This is a genomic window from Nocardioides sp. CPCC 206347, from assembly GCF_048654605.1.
Taxonomy (GTDB): Bacteria; Actinomycetota; Actinomycetes; order Propionibacteriales; family Nocardioidaceae; genus Nocardioides.
On the sequence record NZ_JBMCYZ010000002.1, the window covers coordinates 342,767 to 364,433 of the forward strand.

General features: G+C 70.2%; 24 protein-coding genes. 11 read left to right on the forward strand and 13 right to left on the reverse strand.

What is annotated here, in order from left to right; all coding sequences use genetic code 11:
- The first annotated feature begins 41 nt into the window (after window positions 1-41).
- On the forward strand, window positions 42-506 hold the full coding sequence (locus tag ACOACQ_RS07870; protein ID WP_378602997.1) for an OsmC family protein: 465 nt from the start codon (window positions 42-44) through the stop codon (window positions 504-506).
- Here the strand turns inward: ACOACQ_RS07870 and ACOACQ_RS07875 are convergent.
- Complete coding sequence (locus ACOACQ_RS07875; RefSeq protein WP_378602994.1) at window positions 493-1,164, reverse strand: hypothetical protein; 672 nt, start codon at window positions 1,162-1,164, stop codon at window positions 493-495. The two genes, ACOACQ_RS07870 and ACOACQ_RS07875, sit on opposite strands and share 14 nt — an antisense overlap.
- A gap of 92 nt (window positions 1,165-1,256) precedes the next feature.
- On the opposite strand from ACOACQ_RS07875, the gene ACOACQ_RS07880 reads away from it, so the two are divergent.
- From ACOACQ_RS07880 to groL, 4 genes are all read left to right on the forward strand, one after another.
- Complete coding sequence (locus tag ACOACQ_RS07880) at window positions 1,257-2,096, forward strand: SGNH/GDSL hydrolase family protein (RefSeq protein WP_420288019.1); 840 nt, start codon at window positions 1,257-1,259, stop codon at window positions 2,094-2,096.
- 38 nt (window positions 2,097-2,134) lie between these two features.
- A complete protein-coding gene (locus ACOACQ_RS07885; protein WP_378602988.1) occupies window positions 2,135-2,638 on the forward strand; it encodes a SigE family RNA polymerase sigma factor in 504 nt (167 codons plus the stop codon).
- 1 nt (window position 2,639) lies between these two features.
- Window positions 2,640-3,830, forward strand: a complete 1,191-nt coding sequence (locus ACOACQ_RS07890) for a hypothetical protein (protein ID WP_420288020.1) — start codon at window positions 2,640-2,642, stop codon at window positions 3,828-3,830.
- 133 nt (window positions 3,831-3,963) lie between these two features.
- Window positions 3,964-5,595 (forward strand): chaperonin GroEL, encoded by a 1,632-nt coding sequence (gene groL, locus ACOACQ_RS07895; protein WP_182379717.1) that lies wholly within the window; start codon window positions 3,964-3,966, stop codon window positions 5,593-5,595.
- 200 nt (window positions 5,596-5,795) lie between these two features.
- Here groL and ACOACQ_RS07900 read toward each other — a convergent pair whose 3' ends face one another.
- From ACOACQ_RS07900 to ACOACQ_RS07930, 7 genes are read right to left on the reverse strand one after another with little or no spacing between them, the layout of a single operon-like run.
- Window positions 5,796-6,509, reverse strand: coding sequence for a hypothetical protein (locus ACOACQ_RS07900; RefSeq protein WP_420288021.1), 714 nt, complete (start codon window positions 6,507-6,509; stop codon window positions 5,796-5,798).
- Complete coding sequence (locus ACOACQ_RS07905; protein ID WP_420288022.1) at window positions 6,506-7,444, reverse strand: vWA domain-containing protein; 939 nt, start codon at window positions 7,442-7,444, stop codon at window positions 6,506-6,508. Before ACOACQ_RS07905 ends, ACOACQ_RS07900 begins: the two co-directional genes overlap by 4 nt.
- Window positions 7,441-8,487, reverse strand: a complete 1,047-nt coding sequence (locus tag ACOACQ_RS07910; protein WP_420288023.1) for a VWA domain-containing protein — start codon at window positions 8,485-8,487, stop codon at window positions 7,441-7,443. Before ACOACQ_RS07910 ends, ACOACQ_RS07905 begins: the two co-directional genes overlap by 4 nt.
- Window positions 8,484-8,966: a hypothetical protein gene (locus tag ACOACQ_RS07915; RefSeq protein ID WP_378596142.1), complete on the reverse strand. Its 483-nt coding sequence runs from the start codon at window positions 8,964-8,966 to the stop codon at window positions 8,484-8,486. Before ACOACQ_RS07915 ends, ACOACQ_RS07910 begins: the two co-directional genes overlap by 4 nt.
- The gene (locus tag ACOACQ_RS07920) at window positions 8,950-9,840 is read right to left on the reverse strand and encodes a DUF58 domain-containing protein (RefSeq protein WP_378596141.1); all 891 of its coding nucleotides are present in this window, start codon (window positions 9,838-9,840) and stop codon (window positions 8,950-8,952) included. The genes ACOACQ_RS07915 and ACOACQ_RS07920 overlap by 17 nt, the downstream gene beginning before the upstream one ends.
- A gap of 25 nt (window positions 9,841-9,865) precedes the next feature.
- Window positions 9,866-10,894 (reverse strand): AAA family ATPase, encoded by a 1,029-nt coding sequence (locus ACOACQ_RS07925; RefSeq protein WP_378596140.1) that lies wholly within the window; start codon window positions 10,892-10,894, stop codon window positions 9,866-9,868.
- 16 nt (window positions 10,895-10,910) lie between these two features.
- Window positions 10,911-11,723 (reverse strand): RDD family protein, encoded by an 813-nt coding sequence (locus tag ACOACQ_RS07930; RefSeq protein ID WP_378596139.1) that lies wholly within the window; start codon window positions 11,721-11,723, stop codon window positions 10,911-10,913.
- 37 nt (window positions 11,724-11,760) lie between these two features.
- Between ACOACQ_RS07930 and ACOACQ_RS07935 the strand changes: the two genes are divergently transcribed.
- Window positions 11,761-12,765 carry a stage II sporulation protein M gene (locus ACOACQ_RS07935; protein WP_378596138.1) on the forward strand — a complete coding sequence of 335 codons (1,005 nt, stop codon included), beginning with the start codon at window positions 11,761-11,763 and terminating at the stop codon, window positions 12,763-12,765.
- Between the two features lie 202 nt (window positions 12,766-12,967).
- On the opposite strand, the gene ACOACQ_RS07940 is transcribed toward ACOACQ_RS07935, so the two are convergent.
- From ACOACQ_RS07940 to ACOACQ_RS07960, 5 genes are read right to left on the reverse strand one after another with little or no spacing between them, the layout of a single operon-like run.
- Window positions 12,968-14,293, reverse strand: coding sequence for a DUF58 domain-containing protein (locus ACOACQ_RS07940; RefSeq protein ID WP_378596137.1), 1,326 nt, complete (start codon window positions 14,291-14,293; stop codon window positions 12,968-12,970).
- A gap of 7 nt (window positions 14,294-14,300) precedes the next feature.
- Entirely contained in the window at window positions 14,301-15,293 is a 993-nt protein-coding gene (locus ACOACQ_RS07945; protein ID WP_378596136.1) for an AAA family ATPase, read from the reverse strand.
- Entirely contained in the window at window positions 15,290-16,390 is a 1,101-nt protein-coding gene (locus ACOACQ_RS07950) for a DUF4350 domain-containing protein (protein WP_378596135.1), read from the reverse strand. The genes ACOACQ_RS07945 and ACOACQ_RS07950 overlap by 4 nt, the downstream gene beginning before the upstream one ends.
- Window positions 16,387-17,028, reverse strand: coding sequence for a DUF4129 domain-containing protein (locus ACOACQ_RS07955; RefSeq protein WP_378596134.1), 642 nt, complete (start codon window positions 17,026-17,028; stop codon window positions 16,387-16,389). Before ACOACQ_RS07955 ends, ACOACQ_RS07950 begins: the two co-directional genes overlap by 4 nt.
- The gene (locus ACOACQ_RS07960) at window positions 17,025-18,173 is read right to left on the reverse strand and encodes a hypothetical protein (RefSeq protein ID WP_378596133.1); all 1,149 of its coding nucleotides are present in this window, start codon (window positions 18,171-18,173) and stop codon (window positions 17,025-17,027) included. The genes ACOACQ_RS07955 and ACOACQ_RS07960 overlap by 4 nt, the downstream gene beginning before the upstream one ends.
- Window positions 18,174-18,646: 473 nt before the next feature.
- Here ACOACQ_RS07960 and rpsJ point away from each other — a divergent pair, with 473 nt between their 5' ends.
- From rpsJ to rplB, 5 genes are read left to right on the forward strand one after another with little or no spacing between them, the layout of a single operon-like run.
- On the forward strand, window positions 18,647-18,955 hold the full coding sequence (gene rpsJ, locus ACOACQ_RS07965) for a 30S ribosomal protein S10 (RefSeq protein WP_007078637.1): 309 nt from the start codon (window positions 18,647-18,649) through the stop codon (window positions 18,953-18,955).
- A gap of 10 nt (window positions 18,956-18,965) precedes the next feature.
- Window positions 18,966-19,616 (forward strand): 50S ribosomal protein L3, encoded by a 651-nt coding sequence (gene rplC / locus ACOACQ_RS07970; RefSeq protein ID WP_182379745.1) that lies wholly within the window; start codon window positions 18,966-18,968, stop codon window positions 19,614-19,616.
- Window positions 19,617-19,621: 5 nt separating this feature from the next.
- Window positions 19,622-20,518, forward strand: coding sequence for a 50S ribosomal protein L4 (gene rplD / locus ACOACQ_RS07975; protein WP_378596132.1), 897 nt, complete (start codon window positions 19,622-19,624; stop codon window positions 20,516-20,518).
- A gap of 2 nt (window positions 20,519-20,520) precedes the next feature.
- Window positions 20,521-20,823 carry a 50S ribosomal protein L23 gene (gene rplW / locus ACOACQ_RS07980; protein ID WP_056708020.1) on the forward strand — a complete coding sequence of 101 codons (303 nt, stop codon included), beginning with the start codon at window positions 20,521-20,523 and terminating at the stop codon, window positions 20,821-20,823.
- A complete protein-coding gene (gene rplB, locus ACOACQ_RS07985) occupies window positions 20,823-21,659 on the forward strand; it encodes a 50S ribosomal protein L2 (protein ID WP_056708018.1) in 837 nt (278 codons plus the stop codon). Before rplW ends, rplB begins: the two co-directional genes overlap by 1 nt.
- Window positions 21,660-21,667 lie beyond the last annotated feature (8 nt).

A 21,667-nucleotide genomic window follows, 5' to 3' on the forward strand; every position in this document is an offset into this window, starting at 1 on the left:
TAGAACAAGTTCTCGCCAGAGGTTCGGGGGAGAATGCTCCGGTGACCGACCACCACTACGCGCTGGATCTCGTCTGGCAGGGCAACCGCGGCACCGGGACCAGCGGCTACCGCGACTACGGCCGCGACGTGACCCTGCGGGCGGCGGGCAAGCCGGACCTGCTCGGTTCGGCCGACCCGACGTTCCGCGGCGACGCCACCCGCTGGAACCCCGAGGAGCTCCTGCTCGCCGCACTGGCCCAGTGCCACTTGCTGTCCTACCTGCACTCGGCCGTGCTGCACGGCATCGTCGTGACGGCGTACGACGACAGCCCGGTGGGCGTGATGTCCCAGGCGGGCCACGGCGGACACTTCACGTCGGTCACCCTGCGCCCCCGGGTCACCGTCGCCGATCCGGCGCACGTCGACCTCGCCCGGGAGATCCACGGCGAGGCCAGCCGCAACTGCTTCATCGCGGCGTCCGTGAACTTCCCGGTGCTGCACGAGCCGGAGATCAGGCTCGCTTGAGGGTCGGGATCACGTCGTTGAGAAGGGAGCGCGCGGTCGTCCGGTCGGGGGCGACCACGCTGATGTCCACGACGGTGCTGCCGTTGACCACGTAGAGCGACCCGCCCTGCAATTCGGTGCCGCTCAGGGAGATCGTGGTTCCGAAGATGCGTCCGGTGCCCAGTGGGGTGTCGACGTTCTCGCCTTGCGTGGTCGTGACATCCAGGTCGATGAAGGCTGCCTCGAACTTCGCCTGTGACGGGAGGCTGCCACTCTGGTCGAAGACCGTCACGGTCATGACGCTGGCGAATCCCATCAGGTAGAGGTCGACTCTCTTGAGCGTTGCCCGGAGCTGATCGACGGTCAGCCCGGTGCGCTCGGCGAGTTCCTTGCCGCGTGGACTGTCCGCGGCGAAGGACAGGTCGCTCTCGCTCAGTGCCGTCCATCCCGCCGGGACAGAGATCCGGACCCCCGCACGCCGGGCGGTGAACGCCTTGGCCTTGGGCTTCTTCTTCGGCTTGTCGGCCTTGGGCTTCGGCTTCCCGTCGTCCTTCGACGGGCCGAGCGGCGAGGACGAGGACTCGATCAGGATCTTCTCCGAGTCCGGCACCGTCTCGGTCGCGCAGCCTCCCGCCAGGAGGGCGGTGGCGACGAGGAGGGGAGCGAGGCGTCGGAGCATCCGCCGACAGTAAAGGGAAATGGTGCGGATCGTCCGGCGTTTCGCCATGGTCCCGCCACTGTCCGTTCAGGCTGGTCTGGTTCAAACGGGACATGACTCGCAGCCGTACCGCCCTGCTGGCCGTCGGCGCCCTCGTGGCCGGCGTCGGGGTGACCACCGGCGGTGGCCGAGAACTGTTGCGCCGGCAGGCCGCGATCGCCCGCGCCCGGATCGGCAAGCCCCTCGGTGAGGACGCGTTGGCCGCCGACAAGACCTGGAAGAAGAAGACGTACGGCGGCCCGCCCCTCCAGTTGCTCGTCCTCGGTGACTCGATCGCCGCCGGGCTGGGAGCCGAGCGCCCGAAGGACACCCTCGGCGCCCGCATGGCCCGCGACCTGGCCAAGCGCCTGCACCGGCCGGTGGCGCTGCACACCGCGGCGGTCGTCGGGTCGGAGACCTCGGCCCTGGCGGGGCAGCTGGACGGGCTCGCCGAGGGCTACCGCGCCGCCGTCGCCGTCATCGTGGTCGGCGGCAACGACGTCACGCACCGGGTCCCGGTCAGCGCGTCGGCGTCGCAGCTCGAGGAGGCGATCGTCCGGCTGCGGGCCGCAGGGACGGAGGTCGTGGTCGGCACCTGCCCGGACCTCGGTGCACTGCGGCCGGTGCCGCAACCGCTGCGTTCGCTCGGTTCACGGATGTCGAAGCAGCTCGCCGCGGCGCAGGCTGAGGTCGCCGTACGCAACGGCGCGCACGCGGTGTCGCTCGCGCACGTCGTCGGTCCGTTCTTCATCACCAACCCCGACGAGATGTTCAGCCTCGATCGCTTCCACCCCAGCGCCCTGGGCTACAAGCGGACGGCCGGGGCGCTCGTCCCTTCGGTGCTGCTGGCTCTCGGGCACGCGGGGACCGTGCCCTTCGGCCATCACGCGCCGACGACCGCCGCGGTGGAGTGACCCTCCAACCTTTTGGCGCTGATGTGCGTTGATGGGGTGTGACCACCGATGAGGAATCGTTTCGCCGCTGGGCAGGGGAGCGCCAGTACGCCCTGCTGCGGACGGCGACGTTGCTCACCGGCGATCGACAACGCGCGGAGGACCTGGTCCAGGAGGCACTGACGAAGGTGGCGCTGCGGTGGCGCCGGCTGCGCGACGACAACCCCGAGGCCTATGCCCGCCAGATCATCGTGCGCGACAACATCTCCGCGTGGCGCAAGCGGCGCCGTGAGGTCGTCGTCGACCACGTGCCGCGCGTCGTCGTCCCCGACCACACCGCCGCTTCCGAGCGCCGACTGCTGCTCGACGAGGCCCTGGCCACGCTGACGCCGCGGCAGCGGGCCGTGGTCGTCCTGCGCTACTACGACGACCTGACCGAGCGGGCTGCTGCCGAGGCGCTCGGCGTCAGCGTCGGCACCGTGAAGAGCCAGACCCATCTCGCCCTGAGCCGCCTGCGTGAAGCCGCACCCGAGCTCGCCGACCTCCTTCGAGAGGAGAGCTGACATGACCGATCAGCGACTGCGCGACCTGCTCCACGAACAGGTGGCCGACCTCGAACCGAGCGACCTCTCCGGTGCGGCCTGGGCCGGTGCGCGTCGGATCCGCCAGCGTCGTGTCGCGGTCGTGGCGGGCTCGGCCGTCGCGATCGTTGCCGTGGTTGCGGGCAGCCTCGTCCTCGCCCGGGGCGACGGCGGGGAGCCGACCGACCCCGCGCCGACGCCGACCACCGAGCAGACGGTCGTCCCGTCGTCGGTGGTCGCGCCCGGTCGCGACTACCGCGGAGCGAAGACCTGGTGGGCGCCGACCAGCGCACAGGAGAAGGACCTGCCGCTCCTGCGCGGTACCCCGCTGCCCGACGAGATCGACCTCGCCGAGGGTGCACCGGCCCATCCCGCCGGCGTGCGCGCCGTGGCCGTCTACCAGCTCGCCGGTGAGAGTGTCGCGCCCGGTCGGGTGGTCGTGATCGGCGCCGACCGGACGTCGTACTCACTGGACGTGGGCCGGCTCGACCGGGTCACCGACGAGCAGGGCAATGCGCAGTCGGCGCTGACCCAGGAGAGCCTCGCGCCCGACGGCAAGCACGTGTTCTTCGTCCAGGACAGCTCGCTGGAGGTCTACGACCTGATGAAGGGCTCCTGGTCGAGCTACGACATCGTGCCGTGGATGGGCGAGCAAGCGCTCTGGCTCAACTCCGCCGAAGTCTGGACGCCCGGCGAGCTGGGCCCGCCCGACGGAGTCGGAACGACATACGACGTCACGGGGTCCGGCATCGATTCGTCCTCGGGCGGCCCGGACGTGCCGCGGGTGTGGGACACGTCCGACGAACCGTTTGGGCCGATCCGGGTCTCGAGGAAGGACGGTGCTGCGCAGGCCATGTTCCTCGCCGAACCCGCGACGGGACCGACGGGCGGCCCGGTGGGTGGCACGGACGCGGTCGCGGCCCGGGTGGGGACCGTGGAGGGCGAGGACGTCCATCTCCTGGTCATGCCCGGCCTGGACGAGGGCCGCTGGAAGGGCTGTTGCCCCGTCGCCGGCTGGCTCGACGACGAGACGGTGCTGCTGCAGTCCCGCTCCGGTACGTCGCGGATCCTCGCGTGGCGGGTCGGGACCCCGGACCTCCAGCGGGTCTCCCGCCTCGTGGGCTGGGAGCCCGGCGAAGAGGTGCCCGTGGGGAGCTTCGCCGACCTTCGCTGAACGTCTTTTCCTTGCACTCGCAGGGGTCGAGTGCTAAACATGAGGCTGGCACTCGTAAGATCAGAGTGCCAATCCCGGACCGGCCCTTCGGACCGGATCACCACGAACGCACCTGCGAAGGATCGCAAGAGACATGTCGAAGCTGATTGCTTTCAACGAAGAGGCCCGGCGCGGGCTCGAGCGTGGCATGAACACGCTCGCCGACGCCGTCAAGGTCACCCTCGGCCCCAAGGGCCGCAACGTCGTCCTGGAGAAGAAGTGGGGCGCCCCCACGATCACCAACGACGGTGTTTCCATCGCCAAGGAGATCGACCTCGAGGACCCCTACGAGCGCATTGGCGCCGAGCTGGTCAAGGAGGTCGCCAAGAAGACCGACGACGTCGCCGGTGACGGTACGACCACCGCGACCGTGCTCGCCCAGGCCCTCGTCAAGGAAGGCCTCCGCAACGTTGCCGCGGGCGCCAACCCGATGGGCCTCAAGCGCGGCATCGAGGCGGCTGTCACGGCCGTGACCGAGCAGCTGCTCGCCCTGGCCAAGGACGTCGAGACGCGCGAGCAGATCGCCGCCACCGCCACCATCTCCGCCGGTGGCGACGCCACCGTCGGTGACGCCATCGCCGAGGCGATGGACAAGGTCGGCAAGGAGGGCGTGATCACGGTCGAGGAGTCGAACACCTTCGGCATCGACCTCGAGCTCACCGAGGGCATGCGGTTCGACAAGGGCTACATCTCGGCCTACTTCGTCACCGACCCCGAGCGCATGGAGACGGTCCTCGAGGACGCCTACGTCCTCATCGCCAACTCCAAGATCAGCAACGTCAAGGACCTGCTGCCGCTCCTGGAGAAGGTCATGCAGTCGGGCAAGCCGCTCGTCATCCTCGCCGAGGACGTCGACGGCGAGGCGCTGTCGACCCTGGTCGTCAACAAGATCCGTGGCACGTTCAAGTCGGTTGCCGTCAAGGCCCCCGGCTTCGGCGACCGCCGCAAGGCCATGCTGCAGGACATCGCGATCCTGACCGGCGGCCAGGTCATCTCCGAAGAGGTCGGCCTCAAGCTGGAGACCGCTGGTCTCGAGCTGCTCGGCCAGGCCCGCAAGGTCGTCATCACCAAGGACGAGACCACCATCGTCGAAGGTGCCGGCGACGCTGGCCAGATCGAGGGTCGGGTCAACCAGATCCGTGCCGAGATCGAGAAGTCGGACTCCGACTACGACCGCGAGAAGCTCCAGGAGCGCCTCGCGAAGCTGGCCGGCGGCGTGGCCGTCATCAAGGTCGGCGCGGCCACCGAGGTCGAGCTCAAGGAGCGCAAGCACCGCATCGAGGACGCCGTCCGCAACGCGAAGGCTGCCGTCGAAGAGGGCATCCTGCCCGGCGGCGGTGTCGCACTGGTCCAGGCCGGCGCGACCGCGTTCGAGAAGCTGGAGCTCGAGGGTGACGAGGCCACCGGTGCGAACATCGTTCGCGTCGCGCTCTCGGCCCCGCTGAAGCAGATCGCGATCAACGCCGGCCTCGAGGGCGGCGTCGTTGCGGAGAAGGTCGCCGGTCTCCCGGCCGGCCAGGGCCTCAACGCCGCGACCGGCGAGTACGTCGACCTGCTGGCCGCGGGCATCATCGACCCGGCCAAGGTCACCCGCTCGGCGCTGCAGAACGCCGCGTCGATCGCCGCGCTGTTCCTCACCACCGAGGCCGTCGTGGCCGACAAGCCGGAGAAGGCTGCCGCTGGTGGCGGCGACCCGACCGGTGGCATGGGCGGCATGGACTTCTGAGTTCCACCGCGTAGCAATCGCTTGCAGGGCCTCCGCTTCGGCGGGGGCCCTGTGGCGTTTCGGGACCGGCGCCGTCGGGCCCGGCCGTCGGTGATCGCGTGCGGATTCATCAAGGTATGTCGACGAATCAGCACCCCCCGTGGTTGCTCACCATGGGAAGTGCCAATCCGGCTACATACCTTGATGAACCCGCAGCGGGCTCACCACGAGTTCGGGCGGTTGAAGTCGTCGTCGTACAGGTCCTGCTCGTCACGGCGCTGCTCCAGGCCCTCCTGGTTGTTGCGCTCGAGCTGCTCCTGCCGGGGGTCCTTCTTGCCGTCGTCCTCCCCGTCGCCCTCGTTGTCGGGCTGCTGGGGGTCCTGAGGGGGCGGGTCCTGCGGCTGGGTCTTCTGGATCTTGTTGCGGAGCCGGTCGTCGACCGTTGCGGCGTCGTCGCTCTGCTCGTCGCCGCGGCCGGAGTCGGTCGGGCAGGAGCCCTCGGCGAGGACGTCGATCCCGGCGTCCCACGCGAGGATCGCCTCATCGGTCTTCTTGGCCACCTGCAACGAGTCGCCGACGGCTTCGTGCACGAGTGCGAGGTTGATGCGTACCGTGCACTCGTCGCGGTGCGGCACGGTCTCGAGGGCGGTCTCGTAGGCGGTGATCGCGTCGGGCCAGGCGCCGTCGACGTACAGGGCGGTGCCCTCGTTGAAGAAGGCGACCCACGACTCGAACCAGTTGAGGCGCTGGTTGTCGGCGAACTCGGCGACCGCGCGGTCGAGGTCCTGGTCCTCGAAGGCGTCGCGTCCTGCGGAGTTGTGCTGCAGCGTGAGGCCGACCTTGAGGCACCAGGCCAGCACCATCAGGGCCGGGAGGATGCCGGCGACCAGCAGCACCCGGCGCAGCCGGCGGCGCGGGTTCGGAGGCTTCTTCACCGGGCTGCCCCCTTCGCGGACGGCGGCAACAGGGTGTTCCGTGCGGACCACACCCCGCGCCAGCCGGCCCGCAGCTCGGCGAGCACCAGCGCGAGCAGGATCAGGCCGAACAACCAGGTGAGGTCGTGCTTGGCCGGGAGGCCGTCGCCACCTTCGCCGTCGACGTACGACGCCTCGAAGGACTCCGCGATCCCTGCGATGCCCGCGGTGCTGGTGCGGTGGGCGAACGCGACCCCGAGCTCGTCGGCGATCTTCTCGAGGTTCCCGAGGTCGGCCTTCGAGACCGCGCTCTGGTTGGTCTCCGGGTCCAGGACATAGCCCTCGTCGATGTCGAGGTCACTGGACGACGGCATCGTGGCGCCCTGCTCCGTGCCGTAGCCCAGCACGATACCGCCGGCGATCAGGTCGGCGACGTCCTCGAAGGTGGGGTCGGCGCTGCCCTGGCCCTCGGCCGTGTCCTCGCCGTCGCCGACGTAGACCACGACCCGACGCCGCTCGGGCCGCTGCTCCTCGGCGCGCTTGAGGACCTCGGTCAGCTCGGGCACCGGCCGGTCGGCCCGGGACCCCTCGCCGTCCTGCGGGCCCTCGAGGTACACCGTGTCGACGGCCGACTCGAACGCGGTGACGTCCGTGCTGAACGGCAGTACCAGGCGCGCCTCGGCACCGAAGGTCAGTATCCCGAAGCGGGCCCCCGGCAGGTCCTCGGCCAGTGCGACCAGGTCCGCCTTCACACCGTTGATGCGCGGCTCGCGGTCGTCGAAGTCGAGGGCCGCCATGGATCGCGTGCGGTCCAGGACGACGAGTACGTCGACGTCGGCGAGCTGGGTCGGCGCATCGGCCTCACCGACGCCGGGGCGGAGCAGGACGAGGATGAACGTCAGCGCGATGCCGATCCGGCGCGCGACGACGAGGAACGTCGCAGTCGAGGGACTCATGGCGCGTCCTCGCGTCGTCGCCCGCGCAGTGCGATCACGGCTTCGGCGATCCACACGGCCACCAGGCCACCCAGGCCGATCCCGGTGATGGTGGTGCCCAGGGCCGGACGGTCCAGCACCTGCACCAGCGGCGGCTTGTCGATCTTCGTGGCCTCGAGGTCGCCGATCGCCTCGACCACCGCGGCCGCACTCCCGTCCTCGCCGAGGAGTGCGAAGGTCCCACCGGTGCTGGTCACCGCGTCGTCGAACAACCGCAGTGCGCTCGGCCGGTCGGCTGTCAGTGGTGCCGCGATGCCGTGCACCACGACGTCCTCGTCGGCCGCGAACTCGGCCGCGCCCGCGAGGTCGAAGATGCCTTCCCCGATCGGTTCGTTGTCGGACGCCAGCACGATCGCCCGGCTGCGGTCCTCGTCCTTGCGGTCGAACCGCTGCACGCAGGACGCCAGGCCGTCGCCGAGCTGGGACTGCACCGACCAGTCGACGACGGTGCCGGCGGTGTAGATCGCGTAGGCGTCGCTGTAGATGCCACCCGTGCCGAAGGCCGCCTCGGCCTCGGTCAGCTGCTCGACCACGAAGTCGTAGTCGTCGGTCAACGGGAAGACCGTGATCGCGACGCCGCTCCAGATCGTGAGCCCGACCCGCTCGCCCTGCAGGCCGTCGACGATGGTCCGGAACTCACGCAGCACCTGTGCGTCGACCTCGGCCATCGATCCGGACGCGTCGAGGCACAGCATGATGTCGCGGGTCCGGTCGTCCTGCAGCGACGTCTGGCGCTCCTGGACCCGACCGGAGAGCACGATGGCTCCCGCGCAGGTCAGCAGCGCAGCGAGGGTCAGGCAGGTCCCGAGGATGACCTGGCGTCGTACCAGCGCCTGGTAGCGGGGGAGGGAGCGCAGGCGGTCTGCGTGCGCGACGTAGGCCGCCCCCGCCGGAGGACGGCCGCGGGTCCGCGCCCACCAGACGAGCAGGCCGACGACGAGCAGGACCAGTACGGGCAGCATCCACGGCCAGCGGAACTCGCTGCCGCCGCTGTTCCAGGTCATGTCCACGTGCCCACCACGCTTCGGGCCTGCGCGACAGCGGTGTCGAAGGCGTTCTCGGCGAGCGTCGCGTCGGGGGCGAACTCCGGCGGATACATCACCTCGATGGCGTCCACGAGGTCCTGCGGTGCGCGTTCACGGAAGTCGGCCAGTGCCATCGTCCGCGCCGGCAGGGTGGTGACCGTGGCGACGTATGCCCGGACGACCTCGCTGAGCTGCTGGTGCCCGTCACGCGGCGCCAGCGCTCCGGACCGGACCTGCGCGACGACCCGGTCGATGCGGGCGAGGTGCTCCTCCTGGGCCGTCGGTACGTCGACGTCGTGGCGCGCGATCGTCGGGACCCGTGGTGCGCGGGTGACCCACCAGGACACGAGGTAGTAGGCGACGACCAGGACGGCGAGCAGCAGGGCGAGCCACAGCCACCAGTCGGCGTACTCGACGGGACCGGTGAACTCCCCGGGCAGCTCATCTGCGGCGGGCATGGCGATGCCTTTCCAGCAGGCGGTAGACGGCGCTGATGGCCGACTCCGTGTCGCGGACCCGTTCGTGGACGACGCCGAGCTGCTCGAGCCGGCGGCGCAGCTGCTGCTCCTGGGTGCCGACGAGCGCGGCGTACTGGTCGCGCAGCTCGCGGTCGTGGCGCAACCAGCCCGGCACCTCGGCGCCCGCGTCGACGTCGACAAGGCGACGGTCGGCGACGGCGGGCAGGGTCGGGTCGAGGTCGCCGATGGTCAGGAACAGCACCTCGTGCTGGGCAGTCAGCCGCCGCAGGACCTCGACGCTGTCCTCCGGCAGCGTGGCCTCGTCCGAGACGACGACCAGGATGGTGCGCCGCCGGACCGTGCGGGCGACGTAGCGCAGCAGGGCGGTGAGGTCGGACGGCGGACCGTCCGGTGCGATCGCGTCGTGGACGAGCCCCAGGAGTCGTTCGAGGTGGAGCTCGCTGCCCTCCGGCCGACGCGCGGACTGACGGGTCGCGTCGCCGTGGGCGAGCCCGACCAGGTCGCCGTGCTGCACGGCGAGGTAGCCCATGACGCCGGCGACGAAGACGGCGAGCTCGCGCTTGGAGACCGCTGCGTCGTTCATCGCGGCCATGCTGCGTCCCGTCGAGACGCACAGCAGGACGGTGTGCTTGCGTTCGGCGACGTACCGCTTGATCAGGAGCTGCCGGCTCCGGGCGGACGCCTTCCAGTCGATGTCCTTCACGTCGTCGCCACGGACGTACTCGCGCAGGTCGTTGAAGTCGATGCCGCGGCCGACATGGATCGCGGCGTACTCGCCATCGAGGAGTCCCCGCACCTTGCGGTGCGCGTGGACCGACAGTCGCGACTTGATGCGGGTCAGGTGCGCTGTCATGGGTGGATCACGGTCCCGGGGCCGGTCACGGGGTGGGTACTGCCCGGAAGACGGCGTCGATCACCGTCTCGGGCTGGACCCGGTCGGCCAGCGCCTCGAAGCTCAGGTGGATGCGGTGCCGCAGCACGCTGTGCCGCAGCTCGCGGACGTCCTCGGGGATGACGTAGTGGCGGCCCTGGACCACGGCCATCGCACGCGCCGCCTGGAAGAACGCGATCGAGCCACGCGGGCTGGCGCCGATGTCGACGTAGTTGCCGAGCTCGGGGCCGAGCAGCTGGCCGACGTTGCGGGTCGCCCGGATCAGGGAGACGACGTAGCGCTTGATCGCCGGGTCGACGTACACGCGACGGACGAGGGCCTGGATCCGGGCGATCTCGGCGGTCGTCACGACCGGCTCGATGTCGGTCATGTGCTGGCCCAGGGTGCCGTCGTCGATCCGCTCGAGGACCATCAGCTCGTCGTCCTCGCTGGGGTAGTCGACGATCTCCTTGAGCAGGAACCGGTCCATCTGGGCGTGGGGAAGGATGTAGGTGCCCTCCTCCTCGATGGGGTTCTGCGTGGCCAGGACCATGAACGGCTCGGGCAGCTTGTGGATGGTGCCGGCGATCGAGGTCTGCCGCTCCTGCATCGCTTCGAGCAGTGCGGACTGGGTCTTGGCGCTCGAGCGGTTGATCTCGTCGAGCAGGACGAAGTTGGCGTGCACCGGCCCGAGCTGGGTCTCGAACTCGTGGCGCCGCGGGTCGTAGACCTGTGTGCCGATGATGTCGCTCGGCAGGAGGTCGGGCGTGCACTGGATGCGGGCGAACTGCGCGTTGATGGCCTGCGCGAGGGTGGCCGACGCCAGCGTCTTGGCCAGGCCGGGGACGCTCTCGAGGAGCACGTGGCCCTCGGCGAGCAGTGTGACCAGCAAGGCGGTCCGCACCCGGTGCTGCCCGACGACGCGGCTCGAGAATGCCTCGGACACGCGGCGGATCGCCTCGGTCGCCTGCTCGAGCTCAGGAGCGGTCAGCGGGGCGCCGGAGGGCGCGGCGGGTGACTCGAAGGCCTCGATCATGCGCCAAACCTACTTCTCAGCCACCAGCGAGGAGCCGGGCGCGAAGGTCTTCGTCCCTGCGGAGGCGGGCCAGGTCGCGTTCACGGCGCTCCGCGATGATCGCGGCCAGCACCAGTTCCGGGGGAGCACCTGCCGGAGGAGCCGGCGCCACATGGGGCAGTACGTCGGCCAGGAGTGCCTCACCGACACGGACGCGGGAGACGGGGTCGATCGTTGGCAACCGGCCGAGGAACTGGCGCACCGCCAGGGCGGTGCCGGTGGGCAGGGTGCCGAGGTCGGTGCGCTTCGCCCAGGACGCCAACGCGGGCGGCATCGGCGGCGGATAGGGCAGGCGCAGGGGGACCCGGGCCCGGACGACGTAGGTCCCGGCTGCGTAGTCGCCCAGCCGCTTGCCCCGCGCGCTCAGCATGATCGAGAAGAACGCAGGCGCTCCGGAGAAGGCGTAGATCTCGACGAAGCCGATCAGGGCGCGCACGAGCGCGTGGTGGAAGCTGATCGGTCCGCCGTCGTCACGCACGGCCCGCAGGCCGAGGGCGAGCTTGCCGACGGACCGGCCGCGGGTGAGCGTCTCGACGGTCGTCGGGATGACCAGGAACGTCAGCACCGACGTGAGCACGATGGCCGCACCCGTGAGTGCGTCGTCCCCCGCCGGGAGCGTCGCGACGATCAGCACGATGAACAGCACGATGAAGGTGACCAGCGTGACGAGCACGTCGAGCATGCCGCTCGCGAGCCGCAGGCCGAGCGAGGCGGCCGGCAGGTCGAGCGCGACACCTTCACCGGTGACCAGGTCATCGGCGGTGACGGTGGCGAAGTCGGACGTGCTCATCGGCGTCAGCCTAATGACCGACCACTAAAGTGTGCGCGTGCCCCGCATCGACCTCGACGCCTACGTCGCGGCCCATTCGTATTCGTGGGTGCGCCTCGAGGAACTGGTCGCGCTCCGCAAGCGCACCGGCGCCGAGTCCGACGAGCTCGTCGACCGCTACCAGCAGGTCGCCACCCACCTGTCGGTCGTGCGTACGTCGGCGCCGGACGGTGAGCTCGTCGCCTACCTGTCGTCGCTGCTGGGACGGTCGCGGATCTCCATGCTGGCCTCGCGGGTGCCGACCTGGCGCGGCGTCGCGCGGTTCTTCACCGACCAGTTCCCGGCCGCGCTGTACCGGATGCGCTGGTGGTGGCTCAGCTGCCTGGCCGGCAACGTGGTCGTGATCGCGATCATGATGGTGTGGCTCGCCCACCACCCCGAGGTGGAGCAGAACCTGATCTCGCCGCAGGAGGTCGACCAGCTCGTCAACAGCGACTTCGAGAGCTACTACAGCGAGAACGCCGCCGGCGCGTTCGCCACCCACGTGTGGATCAACAACACCTGGGTCAGCGCGCTGTGCATCGCGCTGGGCATCCTCGGGTTCCCGGTGATCATGCTGCTGTTCACCAACATCGTGAACCTTGCGATCGTCGGCTCGATCATGACCCGCCACGACCGCGGGGAGCTGTTCTGGGGCCTGATCATCCCGCACGGCCTGCTGGAGCTCACCTGCGTCTTCGTCGCCGGCGGGGTCGGGTTGCGCCTGTTCTGGTCCTGGATCGAGCCCGGCCAGATCAGCCGGGCGGCGTCGCTGGCGCGGGCCGGACGCACGGCCGTCACGGTGGCCCTCGGTCTCGGCGTCGTGCTGGCGATCAGCGGCATGGTCGAAGGGTTCGTGACGCCGTCGCCCCTGCCGACGTGGGCACGGATCGCGATCGGCATCCTCGCCGAGGCGTTGTTCCTGGCCTACGTCTTCGTCATCGGCCGGGCCGCCGCAGGGCGTGGCGCGACCGGAGACATCGGCAACGACCTGCTCGAGGACCGGGTCGCGACCCAGGCCTGATTCCCTGGTTCACGCGCTGTTCGCCTACCGCAGGACGAAGCCGGCCCGGAGCCCGAGGGAGCGAGGGACGAGCGACCGAAGCGCAGGGAGGCGCCGTCCTGCGTGGCGACTGGCTTGCCGCCGTGTCAACCCAACCGACTCTTGGGGCAACTGCGCGCGCGGCAGCGCGGCGCGACGGAGGAGCGACTCGCTCGCGCCGTCGTTACAGCAGGCCCTGGGCCTTGAGGTGCAGGTAGTGGTCGGCCAGCGCCGGCGGCAGCTGCGCGGCATCCGCATCGACGACGTCGACACCCAGGCGGGCGAGCACGTCACGCATCCTCGACCGGCGAGCGAGCTCGTGCTCGGCCGCAGCAGCGCCGTACACGTCGTCGGCGGTGGGCGCTTCGTCCGGCGTCGCGAGCCGGTTGAGCTCGGGGTCGCGCACCGATGCGAGCACGACGCGGTGGTGGCGGGTCAGCACCGGGAGGACGGGGAGCAGGCCGTCGGAGATGGCGGACGGCTCCAGTGCCGTCAGGAGTACGACGAGAGCGCGTTGCCGTCCGAAGCCCTGGACCGCGCCGGCGAGCGCATCCCAGTCGGCCTCGACGAGCACGGGATCGAGGTCGGCCATCTGTTCCTGCAGGCGGGCCGCGACGTCACGCACGCCGTGGACCCGCTGGCGGGCCCGTACCCGGCGGTCGCCGGCCAGGAAGTCGATGCGGTCACCAGCGCGGGAGGCCAGGGCGCCGAGCAGCAGAGCGGCGTCCATCGCGGCGTCGAGGCGGGGCATGCCGTCGGCATCGTCGGCGCCGGCTTCGCGCGCGACGCGGCCGGCGGACGTGCGGGACGTGTCGAGCACGATCACCACCCGGCGGTCACGTTCGGGCTGCCAGGTCCGCACCACGACGTGCGGCGTGCGCGCCGATGCGCGCCAGTCGATCGAGCGGACGTCGTCGCCGCGGACGTACTCGCGCAGGGAGTCGAACTCGGTGCCCTGCCCGCGGACCCGGACGGCCGCGCGGCCGTCGAGGTCACGGAGTCGGGCGAGACGCGAGGGCAGGTGCTTGCGCGACTCGAAGGGTGGCAGTGCGCGGACCGTGCCCGGGACGTCGTACGTCTGCTGGAGGGCGGACAGGCCGAGGGGGCCCCACGACCGGATGGTGACGCCGTGGGCCCGGAGGTCGCCGCGACGCCGGGGGAGCAGGGGCGTCGTCAGGCGCTCCTGCCCGGTGGGCGGCAGCCGGAAGCGGTGCCGGTTGTCGGTCGCGCCCGCCGAGGGCTGCCATGCGTCACGCACGTGCAGGTGGAGGCGGCGGGTTCCGTCGTTGGTCAGCACGAGCCCGGCGGTGGCCGGGTCGCCGAGCCGGACCGTCCCCGGTTGGCGGCGGGTGATGCCGACGGTCCGCGGGCGCGGGGTCAGGAGCAGGTCGATCCCCACCAGGAGCAGCACGCCGAGCAGCCACAGGGCGACCGTGCTCGGGAACGGGCGCAGCAACACCGCTCCGAGCCCCAGCAGGAGCAGGAGCGGTACGCGCCCGGAGATCACCATCGGGTGCCTAGCGCGGGACCGGGACCGAGGCGATGGCCGAGCCCAGCACCTGGGTGACGTCGACGCCCTCGAGCTCGGCCTCGGGGCGGAGGCCGAGACGGTGCACCAGCGCCGCCTGGGCGAGCGCCTTGACGTCGTCGGGCGTCACGAAGTCGCGACCCGAGAGCCACGCCCACGCACGCGCCGCGCGCAGCAGGGCGGTCGCACCACGCGGGCTGACGCCGAGGGACAGGGACGGCGACTGACGGGTGGCCCGCGCGATGTCGACGATGTACGTCGCCACCTCGGGGGAGACCTGGACCGTCTTGACCGCGGCCTGGCCGGCCTCGAGGTCGGCACCGCTGGCGACCGGCTGGACCCCGGCACCGGCGACGTCGCGCGGGTCGAAGCCGTCCGCGTGGCGGGTCAGGATGGTGATCTCCTGGTCGCGCGGCGGGATCGGGAGCACGACCTTCAGCAGGAAGCGGTCGAGCTGTGCCTCGGGCAGCGGATAGGTGCCCTCGAACTCGACCGGGTTCTGGGTGGCGGCCACCAGGAACGGACGGGGCAGCGGCCGCGTCACGCCGTCGGCGGAGACCTGGCCCTCCTCCATCGCCTCGAGCAACGCCGACTGCGTCTTCGGGGGTGTCCGGTTGATCTCGTCGGCGAGCAGCAGGTTGGTGAAGATCGGTCCCTCGCGGAAGCTCAGCTCACCCGCCGTGGAGTCGATGACGAGCGATCCGGTGATGTCACCGGGCATCAGGTCGGGCGTGAACTGCACGCGTCGGGTCTCCACCGACAGGCTCGCGGCAAGGGTGCGCACGAGCAAGGTCTTGGCCGTTCCGGGCACGCCCTCCATGAGCACGTGGCCGCCGCAGAGCAGCGCGACGAGGAGCCCGGACACCGCAGCGTCCTGGCCGACGACGGCCTTGCCCACTTCCTGGCGCACGGCCAGGAGTCGTTCGCGCACCGCCTGGTCGTCGGTTCGGGACGGGGCCGGGGATCCAGCGGTTGAGGTCATCCGCGTCGTACCTCTCTTCTCAATCGGGTGAGCGCCTGGGCGAGCCCGACCAGGTCGTGGTCGCTCGCTGGGGGGAACTGGTCATCGTTCAGCAGTGCGTCGATCGCCTCGACACGGGCGTCGAGGTGCAGGGCCGTCGCCTCGATCACCGCGCCCGGCGGGGTGCGGCGATCCAGGCCGAGTCGTACGGCGAGGTCGGCGCGCGCCGCGCGGCGCAGGGCACGGGCGACGTGCTGGCGGTCGCCACTACGGCGGTACATCCGGCCCCGGCTGTGCGCGGTCTCGACCGCACGCACCACCACGGGCAGCGGTTCGGTCGACAGCGGGCCGAGCCGACGGAAGCGCCAGAGGATCAACGCGATCACCGCCAGGGCGCCGAGCCAGATGCCGGGACCGATCCACCGGGGGATCAGCGACGTGAGGGTGACCGCATCGTCGGACGCCGGGTCGGCCAGGTCGGGCACGTACCAGACCACGCGGTCGGTAGCGCCGAGCAGGCGGAGACCGACGGCGGCGTTGTCGGCCCGCAGGACCTGGTCGTTGCTCAGCGCCTGGCCCGCTCCGAAGAGCACCAGTCGGTCCGTCTCGACGAGGACCGAGCCGCCGCCGGTGCGGAAGCACGTCTGGCCGTCCCCTCGGTACGCCGTCAGCTGGTCGACCTCCAGCGTCAGCCCACCCACCGCCAGGTCGCAGTCGGCACGGACCTTCGTGTCGGACACCGAGGTCAGGTCGAGGCTGCGGTCGATCTCCTCCAGCACGACGTACGACGGTTCGACCAGCACCAGTCGCCCCGGGGCCGCCTTGTCGCGGAGTCGTTCGAGAGTGCCCGGCGACAGGTACTCGGTGCTCGTCACGACCACCGTCGTCGACTCGTCCACCGTCGCCTCGTCGAGCGCAGCAGCCGACCGCACGATCGTGAGGTCCACGCCCTCGTCCTCGAGCACGCGGGCGATCGCCTGGCCGCCCTCGGGCGCGGGATTGCGGGGGTCCAGCGCGTCGGGGTGCGTCTCGGCATCCCGCGACGACCAGAGGGCGACGCCCAGCGCGAGCGCCAGCGCAAGGGCGATCAGTACCCAGCCCGGGGGACGACGCTTCATCGGCGGGCCGCCCGCCCGGCGAGGGTGTCGTCGAGCGCCAGCAGCTCGCGCGCCTGTTCGTCGGTGGCCGGCCGGTCGCCGTACAGGACCTGGTCGAAGAGGTCGGCGCCCCGCCTGACGGCTGGTCCGTGATCGGGGAAGACGACGGCGAGGGCACCCGCGAGCTCGTGGGCGGTGGCCTGGGGCATGTCGTCGATGCGGCCGCGTTCGATCTGGCGCAACGCGGTCGCGCGGAACGCGTCGATCAGGGCCGCGACCGGGTCCTCGGCCGCGAGCGCGGCCTCCGCACGGGCGCGCAGTTCATCGGCGGTGATCGCCTCGTCCGTCAGTGCACCGGTGGGCGCCTTGTCCGCACGGGCGGTACGGCGGGCGCGGGAGACGATGAGCATGGTCGCCGTCAGGAGCAGGAGGGCGACCAGGATCGCGATCGCCACCGTGAGGGGAGGCGAGCTGGACGCTGCACCGATGCTGTCGTTGATCGCTCGGTTGAGCCAGTTGTTGATCCGGTCAAAAAGGTTTGCGTCGTAGTACTCCGGACGCGCGAGCTCGCGGCGCAGCTGACCGCGCGCCTCGTCACCGCTCGGGTCGAGCGGTGGGTCGAGACGACCGATCAACGGCACCACGAGCGCAGCGATCATGCGGCGATGATTCCTGCCTCACGCATCAGCTCGACGTCCAGGGCCTCCTTGCGCATGCGCAGGTCGACGTACTGGACGGAGGTGACCGCCGCGGCGAAGGGCGCCACGAACGCGTTGCTGGCGACCAGGGCGATGGCCTGCGTCACGACGATGATCAGCGCGGCGTAGTCGAGGAAGGCAAGAGACGCCAGCTGTCCCACCACGCTGATCGGTGTCGAGAGCATGCTCCCGCCGACCTGCGTGACCAGGACCGTCAGAAGCGCAATGCCGAAGGTGCGCCAGAACTGCCGCGACGTGAGGAGCCAGCCTCGGCCGATCGCACCGAAGACACCGACGGGCTCCAGCATCAGCGCGGGGACCGGCAGGTAGTAGAAGCGCACCCACAGCCAGCAGCAGAGGGCGATGAAGGCCGGAACGGTGACCAGGCCCCACAGCACGATCGGCCAGGCGGTTGGGCTGACGAGTACGACGGCCACCCACAAGAAGATGTACACGATGGTCATCAGGAGGAACGCCATGTTGATCACGACAGTGAGCCCGATCAGCCGCCACCGCTTGCCGTGAGTTGCGTCCCAGGCCTCGCGGAGCCCGAGGCGCCGTCCGACGGCCGCGGCGCGGGTGACGTGGACGATCATGCCTGTCACCAGGGTCACTCCGACGAGGGCCAGGACGACCGAGAGCAGCAGTGAGCCGTAGGCGGCGAGCAGTCCAAGGGCGTCGGCAACGTCGGTATCGGGGTTGGTCTCGCTCGTCGCGTCGAGCGACAGGCCCACCGTGAAGGTGAGGACCGCGGTGATCGCCACCGGGATGATCATCGCCACCGCGGTGACCATGACTGCGGCACCGACCGTCGCCTTCGGGTTGAACCGGATGATCCGGAAGGCGCCGTCATAGATGCTGCCGAGCGTGAGCGGTCGCAGCGGGAAGGCCCCGGGCTTGTGGGCAGCGCCCAGCACCAGGCCCGGGGGAGGGCCGCCCGCCCGTCCCGCGGTGGGGTACGTCGACCACGGGGCACCTGCAGCGCCGGGAGCCGGGGGAGCAGCGGTGGGAGCGGCGCCCGGCGGGGCGTAGCCGGCGTGGTTCGGCAGCGGGTCTTCCGGCGGCGGGGCACCCGGGGGCGGGTACTGCGACGGGCCGTCGGTCATCGTTCTCCCTCGGATGGCACGGTGGATCGGGCGGTGCGGACATCCTTGCATCCGCCGTGGAACGGGCTCCGCCAGCGACCTGCCTCGTAAATTTGGTGGGGCCGGGGGGACTCTGCCAAGATGTTCCGGTTGCCCCGATGGGTTTGTCGGGGTGCGAGCAACACCTTGACTTCTGAATCGTGTCTCCCACGCGGAGTGATCGGATCTGTGATCCGGTCTGTGCCGCTGCGAGCGTGTTTCGGTCGTCGACGTTGGTCGCACCGCACGCCACCGGATCTTCCACCAGGGAGTTCGGGGGTGAGACCCGATTCAGGTAACAACAGCTCCGCTTCTCCATGCCAGCACTCAGGGCATGGCGAGGGAACGATGTGTGTGCCGGTCAAACGGCGCGACACGCCCGACCTCGGGGGTCGGAGCTGCCAACAGATTTGACCGGCCCGGTACGTACGACACGAAAAGGACGAGAGAGACCTATGGCGGGACAGAAGATCCGCATCAGGCTCAAGGCCTATGACCACGAGGTGATCGACACCTCGGCGCGCAAGATCGTCGACACGGTGACCCGCACGGGTGCCAAGGTCGCCGGCCCGGTGCCGCTGCCGACCGAGAAGAACGTCTTCTGTGTCATCCGGTCGCCGCACAAGTACAAGGACTCGCGCGAGCACTTCGAGATGCGCACGCACAAGCGCCTCATCGACATCATCGACCCCACGCCGAAGACCGTCGACAGCCTCATGCGCCTCGACCTGCCGGCCGGTGTCGACATCGAGATCAAGCTCTGAGGTTGTTGAGATGACATTCGAACGCAACGTGAAGGGTCTGCTGGGCACCAAGCTCGGCATGACCCAGCTGTGGGACGAGAACAACCGCGTCGTCCCGGTGACCGTGATTGCTGCAAGCACCAACGTCATCACCCAGGTCCGCCAGCCCGAGCCGGACGGCTACAACGCCATCCAGATCGGCTTCGGCGAGATCGAAGGCCGCAAGGTCAACAAGCCGCAGGCCGGCCACTTCGCGAAGGCCGGCACCACGCCGCGCCGCCACGTGGTCGAGATCCGCACCGCTGACGCCTCCGAGTACACCGTTGGCCAGGAGCTGGCCGTTGACACCTTCGAGGCCGGCCAGGTCATCGACGTCACCGGCACCAGCAAGGGCAAGGGTTTCGCCGGTGTCATGAAGCGTCACGGCTTCCACGGTGTCGGTGCCTCGCACGGTGCCCACCGCAACCACCGCAAGCCCGGCTCGATCGGCGCGTGCGCCACGCCGGGTCGTGTCTTCAAGGGCATGCGGATGGCCGGTCGCATGGGTAGCGACACGGTCACGACGCAGAACATCACTGTTCACGCCGTCGACGTCGAGAAGGGCCTTGTGCTCCTCAAGGGTGCCGTTCCCGGCCCCAAGGGTGGCGTCGTCGTCCTCCGCACGGCAGCGAAGAAGGGCTGATCGACATGGCCAAGACCGTTTCCGTTGACCTTCCCGCCGAGATCTTCGACGCCGAGGTCAACGTTCCCCTCATCCACCAGGTCGTTGTTGCCCAGCAGGCAGCAGCGCGCCAGGGCACGCACTCGACCAAGCGTCGGGGCGAGGTCCGCGGCGGTGGCCGCAAGCCTTACAAGCAGAAGGGCACCGGCCGCGCCCGTCAGGGCTCGACCCGCGCGCCGCAGTTCGCCGGTGGTGGCATCGTCCACGGGCCGCACCCGCGCGACTACAGCCAGCGCACCCCCAAGAAGATGAAGGCCGCCGCCCTGCGCGGAGCCCTCTCCGACCGGGCGCGCAACGAGCGGATCCACGTGGTCGACGCCCTGGTCACCGGCGAGAAGCCGTCGACCAAGGCTGCGCTCACCTCGCTGCTGGCCCTCACCGACCGCCGCAAGTTCCTCGTGGTGCTCGAGCGGACCGACAGCGTCACCTGGCTCTCGCTGCGCAACGCGCCCGAGGTGCACATCGTGGCCGTCGACCAGCTCAACACCTACGACGTCCTCGCGAGCGACGACATCGTCTTCAGCAAGGCCGCCTTCGACCTGTTCGTCGCCGGTGGCTCCGTTGAGGCCGCTCCCAAGGCTGCGAAGGCCCCCAAGGCTGAGAAGGCCCCCAAGGCGAAGGCCGAGCCGGTTGCGCTCGTCGACGCCGAGGCCGTCACCGCCGAGTTGCCCACGGGCGCGAAGGCCCCGCTGAAGAGCGGCGCCGCGCCGAAGGGCTACGAGGTCAAGGGCAACGCCGACTCGGGCCTCTACCACGAGCCCGACGGCCAGTGGTACGACGCCACGGTCGCCGAGTTCTACTTCAAGTCCGCCGAGGACGCCGAGGCCGCTGGCTTCAAGCGTGCCGGTTCGAAGGAGGCCTGAGCATGAGCACCCTGCACAAGGACCACCGCGACGTTCTGATCGCGCCGGTCGTGTCCGAGAAGAGCTACAGCCTCCTCGACAACAACAAGTACACGTTCGTCGTGCGCCCTGACGCCAACAAGACCGAGATCAAGATCGCGGTCGAGAAGATCTTCGGTGTCAAGGTCACCTCGGTGAACACCCTCAACCGCACGGGCAAGGTCCGTCGGACCAAGCACGGCCTTGGCAAGCGCAAGGACACCAAGCGCGCCATCGTCAGCCTGGCTGAGGGCCACCGCATCGACATCTTCGGAGGTCAGGCCTGATGGCTATCCGCAAGTACAAGCCGACTACCCCGGGCCGTCGTGGCTCGTCGGTCGCCGACTTCGCCGAGATCACCCGCACCACGCCGGAGAAGTCGCTCACGCGTCCGCTCCCGAAGAAGGGTGGCCGCAACAACCAGGGACGCATCACCACGCGTCACCAGGGTGGCGGTCACAAGCGGGCCTACCGGATCATCGACTTCCGTCGCTACGACAAGGACGGCGTGCCGGCCAAGGTCGCTCACATCGAGTACGACCCCAACCGGACCGCCCGCATCGCGCTGCTGCACTACGCCGATGGCGAGAAGCGCTACATCGTGGCGCCGAAGGACCTGACCCAGGGCATGCGCGTCGAGTCGGGAGTCGGTGCTGACATCAAGCCCGGCAACAACCTGCCGCTGCGCAACATCCCGGTCGGTACGACGATCCACTGTGTCGAGCTCCGCCCCGGTGGCGGCGCCAAGATGGCCCGCTCCGCTGGCAACAGCGCGCAGCTGGTCGCCCGTGAGGGTTCCCGCGCCACGCTGCGTCTGCCCTCGGGCGAGATGCGGTTCGTCGACGTGCGCTGCCGCGCCACCGTCGGTGAGGTCGGCAACGCCGAGCAGTCCAACATCAACTGGGGCAAGGCCGGCCGCATGCGCTGGAAGGGCAAGCGCCCGACCGTCCGCGGTGTCGTCATGAACCCGGTCGACCACCCGCACGGTGGTGGTGAGGGCAAGACGTCCGGTGGTCGTCACCCCGTCTCCCCGTGGGGCAAGCCCGAGGGCCGTACGCGCAAGCGCAAGGCCAGCGACTCCCAGATCATTCGCCGCCGCAAGTCCGGCAAGAACAAGCGCTGAAGGAACTG

Bases quoted from the DNA above. Each gene is read 5' to 3' on its own strand.
- ACOACQ_RS07890 (WP_420288020.1), top strand. From the start codon at position 2,640: ATGACCGATCAGCGACTGCGCGACCTGCTCCACGAACAGGTGGCCGAC.
- ACOACQ_RS07940 (WP_378596137.1), bottom strand. From the start codon at position 14,293: ATGGTGATCTCCGGGCGCGTACCGCTCCTGCTCCTGCTGGGGCTCGGA.
- rplB (WP_056708018.1), top strand. From the start codon at position 20,823: ATGGCTATCCGCAAGTACAAGCCGACTACCCCGGGCCGTCGTGGCTCG.
- ACOACQ_RS07875 (WP_378602994.1), bottom strand. From the start codon at position 1,164: ATGCTCCGACGCCTCGCTCCCCTCCTCGTCGCCACCGCCCTCCTGGCG.
- ACOACQ_RS07955 (WP_378596134.1), bottom strand. From the start codon at position 17,028: ATGATCGCTGCGCTCGTGGTGCCGTTGATCGGTCGTCTCGACCCACCG.
- ACOACQ_RS07960 (WP_378596133.1), bottom strand. From the start codon at position 18,173: ATGACCGACGGCCCGTCGCAGTACCCGCCCCCGGGTGCCCCGCCGCCG.
- rplD (WP_378596132.1), top strand. From the start codon at position 19,622: ATGGCCAAGACCGTTTCCGTTGACCTTCCCGCCGAGATCTTCGACGCC.
- ACOACQ_RS07910 (WP_420288023.1), bottom strand. From the start codon at position 8,487: ATGACCTGGAACAGCGGCGGCAGCGAGTTCCGCTGGCCGTGGATGCTG.
- ACOACQ_RS07905 (WP_420288022.1), bottom strand. From the start codon at position 7,444: ATGAGTCCCTCGACTGCGACGTTCCTCGTCGTCGCGCGCCGGATCGGC.
- ACOACQ_RS07950 (WP_378596135.1), bottom strand. From the start codon at position 16,390: ATGAAGCGTCGTCCCCCGGGCTGGGTACTGATCGCCCTTGCGCTGGCG.
- ACOACQ_RS07920 (WP_378596141.1), bottom strand. From the start codon at position 9,840: ATGACAGCGCACCTGACCCGCATCAAGTCGCGACTGTCGGTCCACGCG.
- ACOACQ_RS07930 (WP_378596139.1), bottom strand. From the start codon at position 11,723: ATGAGCACGTCCGACTTCGCCACCGTCACCGCCGATGACCTGGTCACC.
- rplC (WP_182379745.1), top strand. From the start codon at position 18,966: ATGACATTCGAACGCAACGTGAAGGGTCTGCTGGGCACCAAGCTCGGC.
- ACOACQ_RS07915 (WP_378596142.1), bottom strand. From the start codon at position 8,966: ATGCCCGCCGCAGATGAGCTGCCCGGGGAGTTCACCGGTCCCGTCGAG.
- ACOACQ_RS07945 (WP_378596136.1), bottom strand. From the start codon at position 15,293: ATGACCTCAACCGCTGGATCCCCGGCCCCGTCCCGAACCGACGACCAG.
- ACOACQ_RS07925 (WP_378596140.1), bottom strand. From the start codon at position 10,894: ATGATCGAGGCCTTCGAGTCACCCGCCGCGCCCTCCGGCGCCCCGCTG.
- groL (WP_182379717.1), top strand. From the start codon at position 3,964: ATGTCGAAGCTGATTGCTTTCAACGAAGAGGCCCGGCGCGGGCTCGAG.
- ACOACQ_RS07880 (WP_420288019.1), top strand. From the start codon at position 1,257: ATGACTCGCAGCCGTACCGCCCTGCTGGCCGTCGGCGCCCTCGTGGCC.
- rplW (WP_056708020.1), top strand. From the start codon at position 20,521: ATGAGCACCCTGCACAAGGACCACCGCGACGTTCTGATCGCGCCGGTC.
- rpsJ (WP_007078637.1), top strand. From the start codon at position 18,647: ATGGCGGGACAGAAGATCCGCATCAGGCTCAAGGCCTATGACCACGAG.